The sequence below is a fragment of the Streptomyces canus genome (assembly GCF_001514145.1).
GTDB classification, from domain to species: Bacteria; Actinomycetota; Actinomycetes; order Streptomycetales; family Streptomycetaceae; genus Streptomyces; species Streptomyces canus.
Genome location: NZ_KQ948676.1, coordinates 86556 through 104933 on the forward strand (window position 1 = coordinate 86556; position 18378 = coordinate 104933).

Annotated in this window: 19 protein-coding genes; 6 read left to right on the forward strand and 13 right to left on the reverse strand. The window is 70.7% G+C overall.

The features are described 5' to 3' along the window. Positions 1–96: 96 nt before the first annotated feature. From AQJ46_RS43615 to AQJ46_RS43670, 12 genes are all read right to left on the reverse strand, one after another. Positions 97–1164, reverse strand: coding sequence for an acetamidase/formamidase family protein (locus tag AQJ46_RS43615; RefSeq protein ID WP_059210899.1), 1068 nt, complete (start codon positions 1162–1164; stop codon positions 97–99). Further along, positions 1161–1925: a cysteine hydrolase family protein gene (locus AQJ46_RS43620; RefSeq protein WP_059210900.1), complete on the reverse strand. Its 765-nt coding sequence runs from the start codon at positions 1923–1925 to the stop codon at positions 1161–1163. The genes AQJ46_RS43615 and AQJ46_RS43620 overlap by 4 nt, the downstream gene beginning before the upstream one ends. Then, positions 1918–3459, reverse strand: a complete 1542-nt coding sequence (locus AQJ46_RS43625; protein ID WP_079072704.1) for an amidase — start codon at positions 3457–3459, stop codon at positions 1918–1920. The genes AQJ46_RS43620 and AQJ46_RS43625 overlap by 8 nt, the downstream gene beginning before the upstream one ends. Before the next feature lie 2 nt (positions 3460–3461). Then, positions 3462–3893, reverse strand: a complete 432-nt coding sequence (locus tag AQJ46_RS43630) for a cupin domain-containing protein (protein WP_059210901.1) — start codon at positions 3891–3893, stop codon at positions 3462–3464. An 11-nt stretch (positions 3894–3904) separates the two neighbouring features. Further along, positions 3905–4690, reverse strand: coding sequence for a creatininase family protein (locus AQJ46_RS43635; protein WP_059210902.1), 786 nt, complete (start codon positions 4688–4690; stop codon positions 3905–3907). Next, the gene (locus AQJ46_RS43640) at positions 4687–6063 is read right to left on the reverse strand and encodes an FAD-binding oxidoreductase (RefSeq protein WP_208617085.1); all 1377 of its coding nucleotides are present in this window, start codon (positions 6061–6063) and stop codon (positions 4687–4689) included. The genes AQJ46_RS43635 and AQJ46_RS43640 overlap by 4 nt, the downstream gene beginning before the upstream one ends. Then, a complete protein-coding gene (locus AQJ46_RS43645; protein WP_059210903.1) occupies positions 6063–7235 on the reverse strand; it encodes a substrate-binding domain-containing protein in 1173 nt (390 codons plus the stop codon). The genes AQJ46_RS43640 and AQJ46_RS43645 overlap by 1 nt, the downstream gene beginning before the upstream one ends. Before the next feature lie 50 nt (positions 7236–7285). After that, a complete protein-coding gene (locus AQJ46_RS43650; RefSeq protein WP_059210904.1) occupies positions 7286–8167 on the reverse strand; it encodes an ABC transporter permease in 882 nt (293 codons plus the stop codon). Continuing rightward, entirely contained in the window at positions 8164–8922 is a 759-nt protein-coding gene (locus AQJ46_RS43655; protein WP_225887565.1) for an ABC transporter ATP-binding protein, read from the reverse strand. Before AQJ46_RS43655 ends, AQJ46_RS43650 begins: the two co-directional genes overlap by 4 nt. A gap of 110 nt (positions 8923–9032) precedes the next feature. Continuing rightward, a complete protein-coding gene (locus AQJ46_RS43660) occupies positions 9033–10253 on the reverse strand; it encodes an amidohydrolase family protein (protein ID WP_059210905.1) in 1221 nt (406 codons plus the stop codon). 1 nt (position 10254) lies between these two features. Next, positions 10255–11139, reverse strand: coding sequence for an MBL fold metallo-hydrolase (locus AQJ46_RS43665; RefSeq protein WP_059210906.1), 885 nt, complete (start codon positions 11137–11139; stop codon positions 10255–10257). Further along, positions 11136–11657 carry a flavin reductase family protein gene (locus AQJ46_RS43670; RefSeq protein ID WP_059210907.1) on the reverse strand — a complete coding sequence of 174 codons (522 nt, stop codon included), beginning with the start codon at positions 11655–11657 and terminating at the stop codon, positions 11136–11138. The genes AQJ46_RS43665 and AQJ46_RS43670 overlap by 4 nt, the downstream gene beginning before the upstream one ends. Positions 11658–11861: 204 nt before the next feature. Between AQJ46_RS43670 and AQJ46_RS43675 the strand changes: the two genes are divergently transcribed. The 4 genes from AQJ46_RS43675 (at position 11862) to AQJ46_RS43685 (ending at position 14160) form a co-directional block, all read left to right on the forward strand. Then, positions 11862–12503, forward strand: a complete 642-nt coding sequence (locus tag AQJ46_RS43675) for a helix-turn-helix domain-containing protein (protein ID WP_063803924.1) — start codon at positions 11862–11864, stop codon at positions 12501–12503. Positions 12504–13040: 537 nt separating this feature from the next. Further along, positions 13041–13289, forward strand: coding sequence for a hypothetical protein (locus tag AQJ46_RS53220; RefSeq protein WP_079072705.1), 249 nt, complete (start codon positions 13041–13043; stop codon positions 13287–13289). Between the two features lie 213 nt (positions 13290–13502). Further along, the gene (locus AQJ46_RS43680; RefSeq protein ID WP_059210908.1) at positions 13503–13859 is read left to right on the forward strand and encodes a hypothetical protein; all 357 of its coding nucleotides are present in this window, start codon (positions 13503–13505) and stop codon (positions 13857–13859) included. Between the two features lie 7 nt (positions 13860–13866). Then, positions 13867–14160, forward strand: coding sequence for a hypothetical protein (locus AQJ46_RS43685; protein WP_059210909.1), 294 nt, complete (start codon positions 13867–13869; stop codon positions 14158–14160). Positions 14161–14773: 613 nt separating this feature from the next. Here AQJ46_RS43685 and AQJ46_RS43695 read toward each other — a convergent pair. Further along, a complete protein-coding gene (locus tag AQJ46_RS43695; RefSeq protein WP_059210911.1) occupies positions 14774–15643 on the reverse strand; it encodes a Na+/H+ antiporter NhaC family protein in 870 nt (289 codons plus the stop codon). A 223-nt stretch (positions 15644–15866) separates the two neighbouring features. Between AQJ46_RS43695 and AQJ46_RS43700 the strand changes: the two genes are divergently transcribed. Beyond that, a complete protein-coding gene (locus tag AQJ46_RS43700) occupies positions 15867–16775 on the forward strand; it encodes a dihydrodipicolinate synthase family protein (protein ID WP_079072706.1) in 909 nt (302 codons plus the stop codon). 42 nt (positions 16776–16817) lie between these two features. Beyond that, complete coding sequence (locus tag AQJ46_RS43705) at positions 16818–17897, forward strand: Glu/Leu/Phe/Val dehydrogenase family protein (RefSeq protein WP_059210913.1); 1080 nt, start codon at positions 16818–16820, stop codon at positions 17895–17897. Positions 17898–18378 lie beyond the last annotated feature (481 nt).

Here is an 18378-nt window from a genome sequence, read left to right on the forward strand (position 1 = left end):
TCATGGCTGTGTCCAGCGACGTGATCGCGGCCATGCGCCCGCCCGCCGGTTGGTTCGTCCTGGTCGGCCCGGGGTCAGCCCTCGGACGACAACGGCTCAGCACATCAGGTCCGCCTTGGAGATGCGGCCGTGGACGCCCTTGACGATGTCGACCACCTGGGAGACGTGGAAGTCGGCGGCCGCGCTGAGGTAGGCCAGGCCGACGGGGCCGGGGACGGCGAACCGGTGGGTGAGGAGGGTGAGTGCGTCGCGTACGGCGTTGCGCAGGGCCTCGTCGAGGTCGCGGTCGAGGCCCAGCACGATGTGCTCGGACGGCGTTTCCGCGAACGGTGCGCGCAGCCGGGCGGCCAGAGAGCGGGTGGCCGGGTCCGTGTGGAGCGTGAGGCGGAGGGTGGCGCGCAGGGGGGCCTCGAAGGCGGTGAGGGCGACTTCGCCGTCGCCCTGGGAGAAGTGCGGGTCGCCGACGTAGAAGAGGGCCCCGGGGACCTGGACGGGGAGGAAGAGCCGGGCGCCGGTGCCGAGGTGGCGGACGTCGATGTTCCCGCCGTGCGGGCCGGGAGGGACGGAGTGGACGGGGGATTCGGTGGCCGGGGCGACGCCCATGATGCCGAGGAAGGGGCGGAGGGGGAAGCCGAGTTGGCGGCCGTCACCGACCGGGAGCCGGCCCCGGCCGTCGTCTCCGACGGTCGCGACGATGCTGGCCGGCTCGCCCTGGGGGGTCTGCGGATATTCGCCGGGGAGGGCGCCCTTGCCGTGCCGATTGCTGATCACCCCGTAGGGAGCGCGGCGGAGCAGGGTCAGGACTTCGACCTCCAGTACGTCACCGGGCCGTGCGTCGTGCAGTGCCACGGGTCCGGTGACGACGTGCGGGCCGTGTGTCTGCGGCAGGTGTTCGCGTGCGGAGGCGGCCAGTTCGACGGCGTCGTGCAGCAGGCCGTTCGCGGCGATACCGGCCGCCCCGAAGAAGGCGGCCGGGTCGCGGCCCTGGTCTTCGAGGATGCCCTCGTGGCTGATGGTGTCGAAGGTGACGGTCTCGCCCGAGCGGACGGTCAGCGCCGGTTCGGCGGTGGCGTTGGGCAGCAGGCCCCAGTGCACCCGGGACGGGTCGGCGGCCAGGTAGTGGTCACCGTCCAGGGGGCCGAGTCCGGGTTGGAGGAGCCTCACTTCAGGGCCTCCCGCAGGGCCCCGGCGGTGAGGGTGAATCCGAAGCACTGGCGGACGTTGTAGAGGGTGGCGTCCATGCAGTACGCGGGCGAGGTGGTGGCCACCGCGTCCTGGACCATGACGACGTCGTAGCCGAGGTTCGCGGCGTCCATGAGGGTGGCCAGGACGCACTGGTCGGCGTTGACGCCGGCGAACAGCAGGGTGTCGACCCGCAGGTTGCGCAACACGCTGTCCAGTTCGGTGTCCTGGAAGCCGCTCATCCGGTACTTGGAGACATGGAGGTCGCCGTCCGCGGTCTCCAGTTCGGCGACGATCGCGGCCGAGGGGCTGCCCTGCTCCAGTACCCTGCCGCCCGGGAGCGGGGCGCCGATGCCGCCGCCGGTGCCGTCCGGGTCGTAGACATGCAGGACGCCGGGCGGGAGGTTGGCCCGGTCGGGGCGGTTGCCCCAGTTGAGCCAGACGACGGGGACGCCCGCGGCGCGCAGCGGGGGCAGCAGGCCGGCGATGACGGGGATGGGGGCGCGCGCGGGGGCCACGTCCACGCCTATGGAGGCGAGCCAGCCGTCGGGCGAGCAGAAGTCGTTCTGCATGTCGACGACGATCAGCGCGGTCGCGGCGAGGTCGGCGGTCACGGTCTGTGGCAGTGCCTCGACGGTGACGGGGTGCGGGTCGCGGTGGGGGCGGGCCAGTACGACGGTCTTGCCGTGCGCCCGCCAGGCGTTGCGGGGGTTGGGACCGATCAGGCCGTGGGCCTCAGGCATGCGCGGGGTTCCTCGAATCGGTGACGAAGTCCAGCAGGGCTCGGTCGGTGCCCCGGGCGCCCAGCGCGCACAGGCCCACGGGCAGCGAGCGCACCCGCAGCAGCGGGGCGACGACCGCCGGGAGTCCGGCCAGGGAGGCGAGGCAGGTCAGCCGGAGGGTGGCGGCACGGACGGCCTCCACCTCCTCGGGCGGCGCGTCGGCGAGAGGGGCGGGGCCACTCGTGGCGGGCAGCAGCAGGGCGGTTCCGGGCGGAAGTACGGCGTCCAGCGCCTTCCGCGCGTCGGACAGGACCTGTTCCGCCCGCGCCCGCTCGGCCGCGCTCACCCGGCGTCCGTTCTCGAAGCGCGCCGCGACATCCGGGGCGAGCGCGCCCGGGTGACGGGTGATCCACGCGCCGTGCCGCTCCCAGGCTTCGGCGGCCTGGACGGTGCGGAAGGCGGCGAACCACTCCTCCAGGTGTTCGGCGGCTCCCGTGCGCGCAGGCGCCAGGGGCAGCGCCGTACGCAGGGTCAGTGCCCGGCAGGCGGCCTCGAAGGAGGCGCGGACCTCGGGTGCCGCGAGCGACACCAGTTCCTCGTCCACCATGCATCGGGTGATCGGCGCGGTGGTGTCGCCCGGCGTCAGCAACGCCTCGGCCGCCGTCCGCAGCAGGACGGGGTCGTGGGCCAGGAGTCCGGCGGTGTCGAAGGAGGGGGCCAGCGCCAGCAGGCCCCCGTCGGGGGTGGCGCCGTGGGTGGGCCGCCAGCCGTAGAGGCCGCAGTAGGAGGCGGGCACACGGATCGAACCGGCGGTGTCGGTGGCCAGCCCCAGGTCCGCCCAGCCGCGGGCCACGGCGGCGGCAGGGCCGCTGCTGGAGCCGCCGGTGATCCGGCCGGGTGCGGCGGGGTTGGCGGGGGTGCCGTAGTGCGGGTTGGTGCCGGCGAGACTGAAGGCGAGTTCGTCGGTCTGGGCGATGCCGGTGAGTTCGGCGCCCGCGTCGAGCAGCCGCCGTACGGCGTCGGCGTGAGCGGTTTTTGGGCGGGCCTCGGCCAGCCAGGCGGGGTTGCCCGCGCCGACGCGCTGTCCCGCCACCGCGAACAGGTCCTTCACCGCGAGGCGGACATGGGCCAGCGGGCCCTGCCCGGTGGACGCCACGAGCGGCCCGTCGGCCACCCGCCACACCGCCGGGTCAGGGCGGTCGTCCGGCGCCGGCGCGGATACGGCGCTCACGTGCGCGGCGGCGATCCGCCACCCGGCGTCGGTGTGCCGCCACACCTGCGTCTGGAGCCCGCGCGTGCCGTCTTGCCGCCGTGTCTCGGCGGTCACGACCGCGACTTCCACCGTCGGCCGGACCACGTGCACCCGCTCGACCACCCGGGCGGGAGCCCCTCCCCTCCCCCGCCGGAAGTCGGCGATGGCGGTGTGGCTCACCAGGACGTTGTCGCCCTCGGCGCGCAGGGTGTCCGGGGCGTCGAGGAACCAGTGGTCCAGCCCGGTCAAGTCGTTGGCGGCGAGCGCCTGTTCGTAGGCCCAGAAGGCGGCGAAGAGATCCATGGTCACGGCGTTCCCGCTCGCAGGACGGCCAGATCCCGCTCGTCCAGGGTGGCGACCGGTCCACGCTCGATGAGATCCGCGAAGCCCTCGTCGGGGGCCATCACGGTGAGGGTGTAGAGGCGTTCGGTGGCGGACGTGTTCACGATGCGGTGCTTCGAGCCGACGGGCAGGACCAGGACGTCGCCGGGGGCGAGGTCGCGCTCGTGCTCGTCGCTGGCGGCGCGGCCGTGGCCGGCGAGCACGACGAACGTCTCGACGGACTCGGGGTGCCAGTTGAGGGGCTGGGCGCCGCCCGGTTCCCAGACCTCGAAGACGACCGTGGTGGGCGAGCCGTCCCGGGGGCCGGTGAGCACGGCGAGCTTGACGGTGTCGCCGGCGGTGATGTGGTGGGTGGTGATGTCACGCAGCGGGGTGTGCAGCGGGGCGTCGGTCATCGCGGGCTCCCTCAGGAGGTCAGGGGGCGGTCGGGCAGGAAGCGCGCGCATTCGCGCAACGCGGCGGCGGCCGCGGAGACGGACGCGTCGACGAGCTTGCGGCCGAGTTCGGGCGTGGCTCCCGTGGGATCGCCGATGAGGCCGTTGCCGGTGGCGAAGTCGTCGCTGGTCCAGCCGAAGGACACCGGCTTGCCGAAGCCGATGTGCTCGTACGCGGTGAGGTGTTCGGGGACGCTGCGGCGCGCCTGGCTCATGTCCACCAGGTCCGGGCGGAGGTGGAGCATGGCGGCGGTCTCCTTGAGTCCGCCGTGCACGCCCATGCCGAACTCCGCGGCCGGGGACGTGCCGCCCTGGTCGGCGGGGAGGGAGGCGTGCAGCAGGAAGGTGCGCAGGCCGTAGCGGGTGCGCAGTTCGCGCAGGGCGACGCCGAGCAGGGCGCTGTTGCCGCCGTGCGCGTTGAGGAAGGCCAGTCTGCGTACGGGGCCTGCGGCCAGGGAGCGGCCGAGGTCGTCGAGGACGGACAGCAGGGTGCGGGCGCTGAGCCACAGCGTGCCCGGGGACCAGGCGTGTTCGTCGGACTTGGTGTAGGCGAGGCCCGGCAGCAGCGTGATGTCGCAGCTCTCCCCCGCGAGCCGGGCGGCGCCCTCGGCGACCGCCTCGGCCATGTAGTAGTCGGTGGCGACGGGCAGATGGGGCCCGTGCTGCTCGATCGCGCCGACCGGCAGCACGGCGACGGTGTCCTCGCCGAACCGCTCGATCTCCGGGCCGCTGAGGTCGATGAACCGGGTGAAGGTCACGGCGTCTCCTCGGAAGCGGCGGGAATCTTGCCGGGGTTGAGCAGACCGAGGGGGTCGGCGGTGCGGACCGTCTCCCGTACGAGGTCGAGGCGGCGGTCGACGTACCAGTTGTGCGGGCTGTGCACGCGGACGCCCAGGGCTTCCAGGGCGGCTGTGCCGGCGTACACGGTCTGTTCGTCCTGGTAGCGGGCCATGAGCATGCCGACGGTGCCGGAGCGCATGCCCTCCAGGTGGAGCAGGGTGTCCGGGAAGACCTTCCGGATCTCGGTGGTGTCGCCGAGCAGGACGTCGCCGCCGATCTCCAGGTGGAACCAGCCGTCCTCGGCCTTCATCAGGTGGTAGGTGGGGTGGTTGAAGGACATCGAGCTGATCAGCGCGGGGCCGTCCGGTGCGGGCCGGATGTCGAGGACGCTGCCGCCGTGCGACCGGACGATCGCCCGTGCCTGGTCGACGGCCTCCTCCTCGATGATCGCGCGCACACTCAGGGCCGTGGGATCCAGCGCCGGGTCGGGCTGGTAGACCCCCACAAGGCCGGCCTCGTCCAGCGAGGCCAGGCGCGGCGCCGGTTCGAGGCGTACGAGCGCCGACAGCGCGGCGGTGGCGGACGCCCAGTCGGCGAAGGCGGCGAACAGGCCCGTCCAGGTGCGGGCCCGCTGGAGCCGTACGGTCGCGGTGGCGATGATCCCGGTGGTGCCGTAGGCGTGGATGTACGGCAGGGCCTCCGCGTCCCGGACGGTGAAGGGCTCGGCGTCTGCCGTGCAGGGCACCACCGTCAACTCCTGCACGAAACCGTCGCTGTTGGTCTTGTGCACGAGAGAGCCGGTGCCGCCGCTTCCGCCGGAGAGGAAGCCGCCGACCGTGGTGCCGAAGGTGGACGGGAACATCCACAACTCCTGGCCGAGGGTGCGGGCGTGGCTTTCGAGGTCGGACATCCTCGCCCCGGCCTCGGCGCGGATCCAGCCGTCGCCGGCGTCGAGGATCCGGCCGCAGCCGGTGAGGTCGAGGACCGCGCCGTCGTACAGGGGGATCGCCTGGCCGTAGTTTCCGGTGCCCTTGCCGCGCGGGGTGAGGGGGACGCGGTGGCGGTGGGCCAGGGCCAGGATGCCCGGGATCTGCTCGTGCGTGGAGGGGCGCAGGACGGCCTCGGCGTGGCCGGCGGGAAGGCGCGCGGACAGGATGGGCGACATGTGCGCCCAGTCGCAGGAGGCCTTCTCCCGTGCCGCCGGGTCGCGGATCACCCCGTCGGTGCCGAGGAGTTCGGTTGCCTCGGCGCAGAACTCCTCGATCCCGGGCGTGGGCCGGCGTTCCGTCATGCCCGGAGCCCGTCCGTCGTCGACGAGTTCGGTGAGTGCGGTCAGGTTTCCGGTCGTCATCACTTCAGTCCGATCGAGGGGTCGATGAACTCGTCGGTCGCCAGGTCCTGCGCGGTCAGTCCCGCCTTGACCTTGGCGCCGCTCTGCTCGACGAGTGGGGTGAAGGTCTTCAGGGCGGAGGCGACGCGCTTCGTGTCGAAGCTCCCGACGCTTCCGTCGGCCTCGTTGCCGAGGACGCCGAGCTTGACCAGCTGCTTCGCGGCAAAGGTGCCAGTGCCCTCGGAGTAGACCCAGCCGGTGTTGTACTGCTGGACCAGGTCGGCGATGAGCTTGACGGTCGCCGACGGCTCGGCCGCGTAGTCGGCGGTCGACTGCTGCAGGACGGGGACGAGCTTCTTCAGGCAGGGGCTGAGGGACGTCAACTCGCCGCTGCGCACCGAGAGGGCTTCCGGGTAGACGTTGTAGCCGACGTCCGCGAGGAGCTGGTACCTGATCGGCTTCTTCCAGGCCGACACCTCGTGCTGGTAGATGTACGGCTCGGCGGTGGCGAAGCCCTGCTGGGCGATGCCCGGGTTGGACACGAAGCGGGCGGGCGCGCCGTCGTAACTCCCGTCCAGCTGGCTCTTCTTGATCAGGCCTTTCGAGACCAGCAGCGAGGCGTAGGTGCTGCCGTTGACGTAGACGACCTTCGCGTTCGACTTCCCGATGTCCGCGATCGTCTTCCAGTCGGGGTGGGTCGCCGGGTCCCACATCAGGACCTGCGGGCTCTTCTTCATCAGCGCCGCGACGGCCGTGACCGGCTGCTTGGCGGACGCCGTGATCGCCACGTCGGTGGTGACCGTGCCGAGGGTGATGCTCTTGTCGACGTACATCTGCGAGGGGACGGTCTGGTAGCCGATGGCGGAGCCGCCGGCCCGGATCTGGATGTCGACGCCGGTGTCCTTGCCGCCGATGACCAGCGGTCCGGTGATCCGCTTCTTGTCGCTGTCGACGGTGTAGCCGGGGCCGACGAGGTTGTAGAGGGGGCCGTGTTCGGCCTCGGGCTCCCAGTCGACCTGGACGACGACCGTCTTGGGGCAGACGCCGGCCAGGTTCTGCGCGGCGGGAGCCGCCTGGAGCTTGTCGGCGGAGCCGGTGGAGGCCGTGGAGCCACCGCCACAGGCGGTGACCGATACCAGGGCGATTGCTGAGGAAACGCCCGCGATGGCGGCGCGTCTGACGGAAGAGGGCATGACTGAACTCCCTGACGGACGGGCGGGGACGAGGGAAAGGCGGGGGCGGGCTACGGCCGGTCGGCCGAGGCGTGCCAGGAGCCCACGGCGAGCCGGGCCACGAGGGTGAAGACGGCGAAGACCACGACGCCGAAGAGCGAGGCGAGGATGATCGCGGCGAACAGGTCCTCGGACTGCAACCGGGAGCGGTAGACGTCGAGCAGGGTGCCGATGCCGGGTTCGCCCTGCTTGAAGAACATGTCGCCGACGATCGCACCGATCACGGACAGGCCGGAGGAGGTGCGCAGACCGGTGAAGACCGAGGGGAGGGCGGCGGGCAGTTCGAGCTTGCGCAGCCGGGCCCAGCGGCCGGCCCGCTGGAGGGTGAACAGGTCGTGGTGGGCACGGTCGACCGACTGGATGCCGAACAAGGTGTTGGCGATCATCGGGAAGAGGGCGATCAGGACACAGACGACCACCCGGCTGGTGAAGCCGAAGCCGAACCAGAGGCCGATCAGCGGCACGATCGCGAGGATCGGCACGGTCTGCAGGACGACCGCGTACGGGTACAGGGAGCGCTCCAGCCAGCGGGCCCTGCTCATCAGCACCGCCGCCGTCACCCCCAGCACGGAGGCGATGAGCAGCCCGACGAGCGCGACCTGGGCCGTGAGCCACAGGGCCTGGAGCATCGGCTGCAGATGGGTCCAGTCGAGGAAGGAGACGGTCAGGACCTGCTGCGGGGGTGGGACGAGGAAGCGCCGGGCGGGGCTGAGCAGCAGATAGCTCGCGGCGTACCAGACGCCGATGGCCGCGCCGAGAGACCCGAGCGGCGTGAGCAGCGCGGCGGGCCGGACCCGTCGGCGGCGGCCGCGCGCCGCAGGTGCGGCCCGCGCCACGTCCGTCGTCGGTACGGGCTCTTCGGTCCGGGCGGTGACGGTGATGTCGGCGCTCACTGGAACCCTCCTCGCAGTGCCGCGGAGACCTCGCCGGCGATTCGGCCGAACTCGGGGTCGTAACGCAGCTCGGCCGGGCGGGGATGAGGGAAGGGGACGTCGAAGGAGGCGGTGATCCGCCCGGGGCGTGCCGACATCACGACGACCCTGCCGGCCAGGAAGACGGCTTCGGTCACCGAGTGGGTGATGAACAGGGCGGCGAAGCCGGTCTCGGCGTAGATGCGCTGGAGTTCCTCCTGCATGCGCAGGCGGGTCATCTCGTCGAGGGCGCCGAACGGTTCGTCGAGGAGGAACAGCAAGGGCCGGGTCATGAGGGCCCGGGCCAGGGACACGCGCATCCGCATGCCTCCGGACAACTGCCCCGGCAACTGCTTCTCGAAGCCCTCGAGGCCGACCAGCCGAAGGGCGTCCAGCGCCCGCTCGCGCCGTTCGGCCTTCGGGGTTCCGGTGAGTTCCGCGGGGAGTTCGACGTTGGCGAGGACGCTACGCCAGGGCAGCAGGGTCGGGTCCTGGAACACGTACCCGACCGAGTCGGTGGGGGCGTGGACCGTGCCGCCGGAAGCGGTGTCCAGGCCGGAGGCGAGGCGGAGCAGGGTGGACTTGCCGCAGCCCGAGGGACCCACGACGGCGACGAACTCACCTGGGGCGATGGAGAGTTCGAGGCCGGTCAGGGCGGTGGTCCCGTTGGCGAAGTGTTTGTCGACGCTCTCGAATCGCAGCGTCGCGTCGAGCGTCTCCTCGGCGATGGTCGGCACATCAGCTCCCTTCAGTGCCACAGTGCGGAATGTTGATAGCATGAACATTGATTGTTTCCGGCCAGTGTCACGGCGGTATCCATTCGTCAGGACCGGGCGGTGGGCCGGTCTCAGTAGAGTTCGCGGACCACCGACGTACGGCTGACCAGCCGCCCGCCGGCGAAGACGAGCCGCTCGGGACAGGACGCGCCGAGCACCTCCGACACGGTCTGCGCGCGCACCGCCAGAAGATCGGCGACAGCACCCTCGCACGCTCCTGCCGCGGGCAGGCCGAGGACGGCGCGGGCGCCCGCGGTGACCGCGTGCAGCGCCTCGTCCGGGGCGAGATGACCGGCCGTGACCAGCAGGGACGCGGTCTCCAGAGGATCCGCGCGGCCCACGGGGTTGAACGGGTCCCTGATGTTGTCACCACCGGCCGCGACCCGCACGCCCGCGTCCAGCAGCGCGCGTACGGCGGTGAGGCCGCGCGGGGTGGACGACGGGTGGCCGCGGCCCTGGAGGTAGAGGTTCGTGAGCGGGAGGGCGACCACCCCGATCCCGGCGGCCGCGACCTCCTTGGCCGTACGCGCCGCCTCGTCCGGTTCCACCGCGCCCAGGCTCACGCAGTGACTCGCGGTGACGCCCGGGACGAAGCCGCGCTCCCGCACGGCACGGGCGAGCAGGCGCAGGTCCCCCGCACCCGGATCGAGGGTCTCGTCCGCATGCAGGTCGACCCCGACATGGTGCTCCGCGGCGATGCGCAGGGTGCGTTCCACGGACGCGGCCGGGTCGGCGGACAGATGGGGGCAGCCGCCCAGCAGGTCCGCGCCGAGGTCGAGCGCCTGGTGCAGCAGCTCGTCCGGGGCGTCGATGTGCAGGACGGCGATCTGGAGCCGTACCCGCCCTCGGAGCTGTCTGCGCAGCCGGAGCAGGGCGCGCAGGCCGCGCAGCGGATCACCGGAGCTGTGACTGCCGTCGTCCGTCAGGAGATCCACGTGGGTCCTGACAGCCGTCACACCGTTCGCACACAGCTCGTCGACGGCCCGCCCGGCACGCTGGAACACGTCCTCCTCGGTGACCCGCGCGGCGTACGCGCGCCAGGCGGTGACGGCCGAGGGCAGGTCTCCGGGCAGGGCACCCGCCAGGTCCCAGGTCAGGGCCTTGTCCAGGTGGGCATGCGGTTCCGCGGGGGCGGGCAGGAGCAGATACCCGGTCAGGTCGATTTCCTGGGGGCCGGGGGGAAGCAGGCCGGGTGGGGCGACCCGGGCGACGAGACCGCTGTCCGGGTCGAGCAGGAGGTCACGGACGTCTCCGCCGGGCAGCCGCGCGCCGCGTAGCAGCAGAGGTGGCATGTCAGCGGTCCGTTCCGTGCGGCGCGGTGAGCACCGCGAAACCGTCGAAGTCATGACGGCGTACGGGGACGCCGAACATGTCGGTGGAGGCGTACGGGAGGGTGCGGCCGTCCCGTACGGCCGCGAACGCCTCGGCGACCCGGCCCACGAAGTTCGCCGACTCCCGGTGCCGCAGGTTGTGGCCGAGCAGCGCGGTGGTGACGGGCAACTCCGCGAGGCGGCGTGTCGAGTCGGCGAAGGCGGCGACGTCGGCGCCCGGCACATGGGCGAAGAAGGTACCGCTGATCAGCGTGTCCCCGGCCAGCAGCAGCCCGGTCTCCGGCTCCCACAGGCAGATGCCGTCCGGAGAGTGCCCGGGGGTGTGGAGGACCTTCAGGCTCCGGCCGCCCAGGCCGAGGACGTCTCCTTCCTGCAGCAGGCGGGTCGGGCGTACGGCCTCGACGCGCCAGTGGGCCAGGTCGGGGACCGGCCGCACCTCGACGCGGGAGTCCGTCAGGAAGAAACCGCCGGTGTCCAGGGCGTGGAACTCCTCGTACCGCTTGCGCAGGTCGTGCGCGAGGTGCCCGTACGCCTCCAGCCACTCGTACGGGGCCGGAGTCGTGTGCAGGGCGGCTCCGTCGGCGTGTACGGCGATGTCCTCGGCGTACGCGGCCAGGGAGGCGTTGCCGCCGCGGTGGTCGAAGTGATGGTGCGAGTTGACGACCAGCAGCGGCAGCCTGGTCAGCCGCCGCACCTGCTCGCCGATGTCGGCGATGCCCATTCCCGTGTCGTAGAGCAGGGCCGTCTCGTCGCCGAGCAGGAGGTAGCTGTTGACGTGGCCGGGCTCGCCGATCACGAAGGCACCCGGGCCGGTCTCGGCGACCTGGAACCAGTCGGGGCCGCTCACGCGGCACCGAGCGCGTGGTAGCGGCGGTCGTGGTGCACGAGCGCGGTCGGTCCGCCGGTTCCGGTCACCACGTCCTCGACGGCCGCGACGATCAGGTGGTGGTCCCCGGCCGGGAGGTCACGTACGACGCGGCACAGCACCGTGTACGAGCTGTGCGCGAGCAGCAGCGGAAGCCCGCCGCGCTCCTCGGCCGACCACTCCAGGTCCGCGAACCGGTCGGCGGTGCGGTCGGCGAAGCGCCGGGAGACATGCTCGCCGCCGGAGTGCAGGATGTTCAGCGCGAACCTGCGGCCGCCGAGCAGCGCGGGCAGCGAACGGCCGCCGCGACCCACCCCGATGGCCAGCAGTTGCGGTTCGCGGCTCAGACTCATCACGGCGGTGCTGGTGAAGCCGAGCGGGCGCCCCTCGGAGGTCAGGGCGGTGACGACACAGACACCCCCGGCCAGAGCGGCCATGGCGTCCAGGAAGGCGGAGTCCGGCGGGCAGGCGACAAAACGGTCGGAGGTGGCCGCGGCCATGGGGGCTCCCTTGGGACTGGGCGGGACGAGGAGGCACGTACGACCCGTGCGACTCGATGGACTCGGTGGAGCTCGACGACACCTAGAATGTTCGTGTCATCAACATTGAGAGTAGGGCCTCGGTGTTTCGCCGGCGTAAAACCTCTCCCTGGCCGCCTCCGGGACCTCAACGGCCCGCCGACCTCGCCCCTTAGGATTTCTGCCATGTCAGCCCAACCCGCCCACAGCACGTCGCCCGCCACCGGGGACACGGACGCGTTTCTGCGCGCCGAACTCGGCAGCGCGATCCGCAAGTTGCGCAAGGAGCGGGGCCTGACCCTCGTCCAGCTGGCCGAGCGCGCCACGCTCTCCCACCCGTTCCTCAGCCAGCTGGAGCGGGGGCTGACCCGCCCGAGCATGTCATCGCTGCACCGCATCGCCCGCGCCCTCGGCACCACCCAGCAGGCACTCATGACCGTGGCGGCGGTGCAGCATCCCGGCACCTCGGCCGACTCCGTCCACCTGGTGCGCTCGGGCGAGGGCCTGCCCGTGGCCAACCGCGGCGGCACGGCGCGCATGCTCGGGGCCCCCTCCTACTCCGCCCACCCCGTGGAGTACACCGGGGTCGGGGAGCGGTTCGACGAGTACTACGACCACCCCGGTGACGAGTTCGTCTACGTCGTGGCCGGCGAGATCGAGATCGACCTGCAGACCGCGGAGGGACCCCGTCTCCACGTGCTCGGACCGGGAGACAGCATCTACTACCCTGGCGGAACTCCCCACCGTTGGCGCGCCGTCGGTGACGGTTCACGGGTACGGCTCCTCACCGTCCAGAACGCGACGGGCGAAGCCGACCGGCATCCGTGACGCAGACATGGCCGGACGGGTCACAGGTGTCCGACCGCAGGGCATCCGGCTCACAAGGCACTTTCGTGTTTCCGCTCAAGATCCGGACACGACAGCAAGTGAAACGCGCAGGCTAGACGACCTCAACACCATGCTTGGCATCTGACCCCAAAGGGCAACACCAGTCCCGCACGGCACACAGCCAGTTCCTTCCTACGGCTTGGCTTGTGTTTTGCCGCGCAGCAGCGGCACGGCGTTCCAGACCATGTCGTGCCACCGGCTGACGGCCCGGCCGGACATGTCGTCGAGGGCCTGCCCGATGCGCTTCTGTCACGGCGTGACGGGTCACTTCGTTGATCGTCACGCGAGCCATCCTGGCAGTGACCACCGACAGCCCGGAACCCATCCGACGTTCGCCTGCCGCATCCCACCGCACCCCTTGGCGACCGATCCGCACCTCCTACTTGTTCGCACGTTTGTGCGATTTTGCGTTAGGGTGGATACCTGGAGAGGACGTAGGTCAGGGAGGGGCGAACGAAGGGACGGGAGGTTCGAGCCGTGAAATTTACTCATCTGCGCGTCGCCTCCGGTTACTCCCCCCGCTACGGCGACTCCCTCCCCGGCGCTCTCGTGCAGCGCGCTGCCGAGCGCGGGATGACGACGCTCGCACTGATCAGCGAGCCGGAGCGAGCCGCAGCCCTCGGCCGCGTGGTCGACGGCTTCATCCAAGCAGCCACCAATGTGCCCGGAGCGCAGCAGGATCCTGCTCCCCCGCCGGGTGGGCCTCAAGATCCCAACCCTGCCTGAACCGGGCCTCCCGGGCCCCTGTCGACCCTCAACTGGTGGGAAGCCACCGCAGTGATGCCAGCAGCGTCGGCCCAAGGCTGCCCGCCTGCCAGTACTGACCGATATCCCGGTGAGACTGAAGGGTGCACCGGGTTGCAGGAAGACAGAATGGCTTCCGGGTCGTGATGTCCCGTTTCGCCTTAACTGGCTTCGCAGCTAGGGCAGACTGCCGCCATGGACAAGCAGGAACTGCGGGCGCCGGCCGGAGCGGAATGGGTGCGGGTGGCGGAAGCGCGCGAAGCACTGGCCGAGGCGGTCGCCGACGTCAGACAGACGGCACTGAACGTCGATGCCTGGGAAGACATGGGCGCTGAGAATCTGCCGCAGGCGGCCTGGGATCTGGCGCACTCGACCGCGTTGCCGGACAAGGAAGCGAACGCGCGGCGGGTGTCGGAGGCGTTCACCGTGCACCCGGGCTACCTGTACTCGAAGGGGATCGACAACCTAGCGTTCGGCACCGCTGTGCAGACGATGCGCCTGGCGCTGAACGACCTGGACGCCGCCCTGAACGCCGTGCCGGACCCGGAGTAGCGGCCGCATGTCTCCACGCCGTCCACCCCGAACTCCTCTGGGCTGGGACCTGTTCGGGGATCCGTACTACAGCGAGAAGCCTGCCGGACCGCCGCCGCTGCCTGTCTACACCAGCGAGACTCTGCCCTGGAATCTGCGGACCCCCAAGCAGATCCGCGCCGAGGGACGGGAGCCGACCGGCCCTCCCGCCGGGGTGCTGTCGTGGACGCCCCAAGGCCAGTGCGCGCCGATCGAGTGCCCGGTGTGGGACGTCAACAAGGCGGTCAGGCCCCTGGATCCGGGGCCCGGCCTGGAGCTCTGACCGCTCACCGCCAGGTCCCGGCGGGCATCCCGCAAGACCCCCCGTCCAGCAGCCCTTCAAGTTCGCTGGCGCTTTCCACCTCGGCCAGATCCGGATCGAGGGCCGGATCACCTTCGCCAAGGTTCCCAAAGGCATCCGCCGACGCTTCCATGTCTGCCCGGCGCGCTGGTCGCCGAGACGCACCGTGGCCGAGGAACACTACTGGCGCGCCCAGGACGCGGCCCAGACGCCCAACCCTGACGGTGCCGCAGGACGTATGTGGCGCACCGAGCCCTACCACGGCGATCTCGCACGCACACCGGATCCTGACGATGTGACTTCGGTGTACCGCCAACTGCGCAAAGCATTCGAGGACAGCAAGCGCGCACCGGGCTCTTGCCGGGGTTCGAACGAGTCATCAGCGCCACGATGTCGTCGAAGACGCCTGCGGACTGCAGTACTCCGATCATCGCGAAGATGACTACCGCGAGCAGGATGAGCGGCAACATCCCGCTCACCCCCGACACGAGGAAGCCGGTCGGCTTGCCGTCGGTGACCGACAGGACGTCCTTCACCGACATCAGGCCGGCGGCCAGTGCCACCAGCGTGCCCGCGACGAGTCCGATCAGGGCGGTCAGGAAAGATCACGCTTGACGAACGCGACAGTCAGCAGCACCAGCACCGGGACAAGCATGACCAGGCCTCGCGGCGAGGGATCACCCGCAGCAGCCGCCGCCGCGTGCGTGCTGCCTCCGAACAGGTTGCCGGCCCCCATCCCGGCCAGATAGAAGAGCACCGCAGCGACTAGCGCGGCACTCAGCGAGTAGGGGGCCCGTGCCCGGACCACGCCGCCGACCTCGGCCAGCCCCTCACGCCGGCGGTAGCGCTGCGAGGACGCCGAGATCACGGTGGTGTCCGAGATGGGGGCCAGGTTGTCACCGAACAGCGCGCCCGAGAGCAGTGCGCCGGCCAGGAGCACCGGCTGCGCACCGACCGCCACCCCGGCTGGGTAGAGGATCGGGAAAACCGTGAACATGGTGCCGATCGAGGAGCCGGCCGCCATGGCGATGACGCACACGACCAGGAACGCGACCGCGACGTACGCTCCGCCGCTCAGGTTCAGCTCGGTGGCCAGCCACACGAATCCGCTCGATATACCGCTTGCCTTGATCATCGCCGAGACGACGCTGATCGAGAGCAGGAGAAGGAGCAGAGTCGCGGAGTTCTTCGAGGCGACGCCGTCGATGGCCCGTTCCCAGAAGGTACAGCAGCTCCGGGCGAACACGGATCCCACGAACAACGCCATCAGGCCGACGACCCCGAGAACGGTGAGGTCAAAGGTGCCGTATCCCGTGAAGAAGGCGATCACTCCGCCGATGAAAACGACCGGCGCTATGTAAGCCCCGACCTTGCCGAACCGGAACGCGAGCGACGGCCTCCCCAGCTCGGGCCCCGCCCCTGTGTCTGCGCCCGACGAACTGTCAATGGATCTGGTTTCGGTCATCGCGTCTCCTGCGTAGAGCCCTGCAGACGCCTGGTCTGATGTCCGGCGGAGCGTAACCGCGCTCACATAGGAAAGCGCAAGTGAGATGAAGGAAAAACTCCACCTTTTTGGAAAACTCCCCTTTCAAGCATCCCACCTCTGCCTTGTGCACACTTAAGTCAGCATCTACGCTGCGCTCAGTCGACCCCTCACCGACCGGGTTGATCATCCGAATGGAGCAGGAATGGCCAAGACACGAGCGGGTCGCCCCGGTGGCCTGGTGTGCCCAGTGATCACACCGGTGACGCCGCACAACGAGTTGAACGGCGACGCACTGTCCCGCCACATCGACGCACTGGTTCCGCACGTCGACGGCGTCTTCGTGTTGGGCTCCTCCGGTGAGCACCCGTGGCTTCCCGCGGATGTCGAGCGAGAAGCGGTCGCGGTCGCAGGGAAGCAGCTGGACGGGCGAGCCGCGCTGTACGTCGGCGCCGGGCAGTCAAGCGTCGATGCGACCCTGCGTACCTTCGATCAGTACGCCGACTCGGCGGCCGACTACCTGGTGGTCACTCCGCCGACCTTCTTCCCGCTCTCCGACGCCGAGACCATCGACGCGTTCGTGACCCTCGCCGATCATGCCCCCCGGCCCGTCGTCCTCTACAACATCCCCCAGTTCGCCGGGAACGGCATCTCCGCCGAAGTCCTGCGTGAGGTCGCACAGCACCCTCGGATCGTGGGCGTGAAGGACAGCAGCGGGGACCTGTCCTTGGTAGCGGCCTTCCTCAAGGCCCGTCCGTCCGACTTCGCCGTGCTGCAGGGCCGCGACCATCTGATCGCGGCCACCCTCCGGCTCGGCGGGGACGGCGCCGTAGCCGCACTGTCCAACATCGCCGCACCGCTCCTGGCCGAGCTGGTCAGCGCCAGGCAGGACACCGCCGGACACACCCGCCTCGATGCTCTGCAGGACGAGGTCGACCACCTCGGCGAGCTGCTCGCTTACGGCCTCGTGGGTGCGCTGAAGGCGAGCCTCGAACTGCTCGGGTTCCCCGTCGGCGCACCCCAGCGCCCCGCCCGCACGGTGTCCGCCGCCGAGCGGGACCAGATCGCAAAGATCCTCCACACCTTCGACGGACGCCTGCTCACAGCGTTCTGACAAACCCACCCCACCAGCGGACCCAACAAAGAGGAATCCCAGATGAACGCCCACACCGAACTCGACGCCACCATCGATCACGAGGAGGTGGTCATCCGCCGCGGCGAGCGCACCGGCCAACCCGTCATCGTCGCCGTCCACAACACCAAGCTCGGACCGGCGCTGGGCGGCGTCCGTCTGACGAAGTACGACTCCCCCGTCTCCGCAGTCGTCGACGCCCTGCGGCTGAGCCGCGCCATGACGTTCAAGGCCGCTGCCTCGAACAACGGCACCGGCGGCGGGAAGTCGGTCGTCCCGCTGCTGCCCGGCGGCCCCCAGCGGGTCGACGGCCAGTTCCGCACCAGCCTGCTGCTCGACGTCGCCGACGTCGTCCACTCGCTGGGTGGCCGCTACATCGTCGCCCCCGACGTGGGCACCGGACCGACCGAGATGCGCACCATGCGCATGCGTACGCCCTACGTCGGCGGCTACACCATCACCCCCGAGGGCATCCCCGCCACCACCCACGGCACCGCCGGTGGCGTGGAGCGGGCCCTGCTGGCCACCGCCCAGCACCTGTGGGGCACCACCAACCTCGACGGACGCACCGTCGCCGTGATCGGGTTCGGTGCCGTCGGCCGCTCCCTCACCGAGAAGCTCATCAAGCGGGGCGCCACGGTCTCGACCACTGACATCGACGAATCCCTGCGTGAGCAGGCCGAGGCCGTCGGCGCCACCTGGATCCCCCTCGATACCGCCCATGAAGCCGAGGTCGACATCCTCGCCCCCTGTGCGCTCGGCGGCACCCTCACCCCCGCGCTCGTCCCGCGACTGCGCTGCAAGGCCATCGTGGGCTCGGCCAACAACCAGCTCAGCACCGACTCCGTCGCCGACTCACTGCGCGAGCGCAACATCATCTGGACCCCGGACTTCATCGCCAACGCCGGCGGCATCCTCTACGCCAGCGGCATCGAGCTCCAGCACCTTACCCCCGAGCAGGCCGATCACCGCCTCGACGAGATCGCGGAGACGACCACCCGGGCCCTGGAGCGCAGCCACCGGGACGGCGTCACCACGCTCGCCGCCGCCTACGACCTCGCGCGCGAGCGGCTCGCCGCCGCCGAGACCATCAGGCCGCAATAGGCGGGGCCCGGTGACGGGGCCTCTGCCTGCCAATGCCGGCGGGACTGGCTGGCGTACCCATGCACAATCATGGACGTCACGCCGGTCCCCCGGCGCACTGACTACCGATGCGGTTGCTGGCCTTTGGGCCATCAGAGACACCACGGTTGCCGACCGGCGCCCTCGCGGCCACCGCTGAGTAGCGTTGGCTCTCGGGATCGCCGCCAGAAGTCTTCCGGCACGTCTGGCCGTTGAAGGCTCAGTCCAGACCGCATGATGTCCGTCGAACGTCGACACGCAGGGGTTGAACCAGGGCACGACGATCCGAAGACGCTACAGCGCAGCCGACGCCAGGCCTCAGACAGGTAGCGATCGACTGCTCTTCAACCGCGCGTTCTTCGGGTGCGAGCGGTTGAGCTCGCTGTCGGCAGGAAGATTGACTCAAGCGCCTACAGCAGGAGCTGTTCTGCAAAGCCAAGGGATCGAAGAAAAGCGCTCAGAG

Excerpts from the sequence above, each read along its gene's own strand:
- AQJ46_RS43620 (WP_059210900.1), bottom strand. The coding sequence starts at position 1,925 with ATGCCTGAGGCCCACGGCCTGATCGGTCCCAACCCCCGCAACGCCTGG.
- AQJ46_RS43625 (WP_079072704.1), bottom strand. The coding sequence starts at position 3,459 with ATGGATCTCTTCGCCGCCTTCTGGGCCTACGAACAGGCGCTCGCCGCC.
- AQJ46_RS43630 (WP_059210901.1), bottom strand. The coding sequence starts at position 3,893 with ATGACCGACGCCCCGCTGCACACCCCGCTGCGTGACATCACCACCCAC.
- AQJ46_RS43640 (WP_208617085.1), bottom strand. The coding sequence starts at position 6,063 with ATGACGACCGGAAACCTGACCGCACTCACCGAACTCGTCGACGACGGA.
- AQJ46_RS43645 (WP_059210903.1), bottom strand. The coding sequence starts at position 7,235 with ATGCCCTCTTCCGTCAGACGCGCCGCCATCGCGGGCGTTTCCTCAGCA.
- AQJ46_RS43660 (WP_059210905.1), bottom strand. The coding sequence starts at position 10,253 with ATGCCACCTCTGCTGCTACGCGGCGCGCGGCTGCCCGGCGGAGACGTC.
- AQJ46_RS43670 (WP_059210907.1), bottom strand. The coding sequence starts at position 11,657 with ATGGCCGCGGCCACCTCCGACCGTTTTGTCGCCTGCCCGCCGGACTCC.
- AQJ46_RS43675 (WP_063803924.1), top strand. The coding sequence starts at position 11,862 with ATGTCAGCCCAACCCGCCCACAGCACGTCGCCCGCCACCGGGGACACG.
- AQJ46_RS43680 (WP_059210908.1), top strand. The coding sequence starts at position 13,503 with ATGGACAAGCAGGAACTGCGGGCGCCGGCCGGAGCGGAATGGGTGCGG.
- AQJ46_RS43685 (WP_059210909.1), top strand. The coding sequence starts at position 13,867 with ATGTCTCCACGCCGTCCACCCCGAACTCCTCTGGGCTGGGACCTGTTC.
- AQJ46_RS43695 (WP_059210911.1), bottom strand. The coding sequence starts at position 15,643 with ATGACCGAAACCAGATCCATTGACAGTTCGTCGGGCGCAGACACAGGG.
- AQJ46_RS43700 (WP_079072706.1), top strand. The coding sequence starts at position 15,867 with ATGGCCAAGACACGAGCGGGTCGCCCCGGTGGCCTGGTGTGCCCAGTG.
- AQJ46_RS43705 (WP_059210913.1), top strand. The coding sequence starts at position 16,818 with ATGAACGCCCACACCGAACTCGACGCCACCATCGATCACGAGGAGGTG.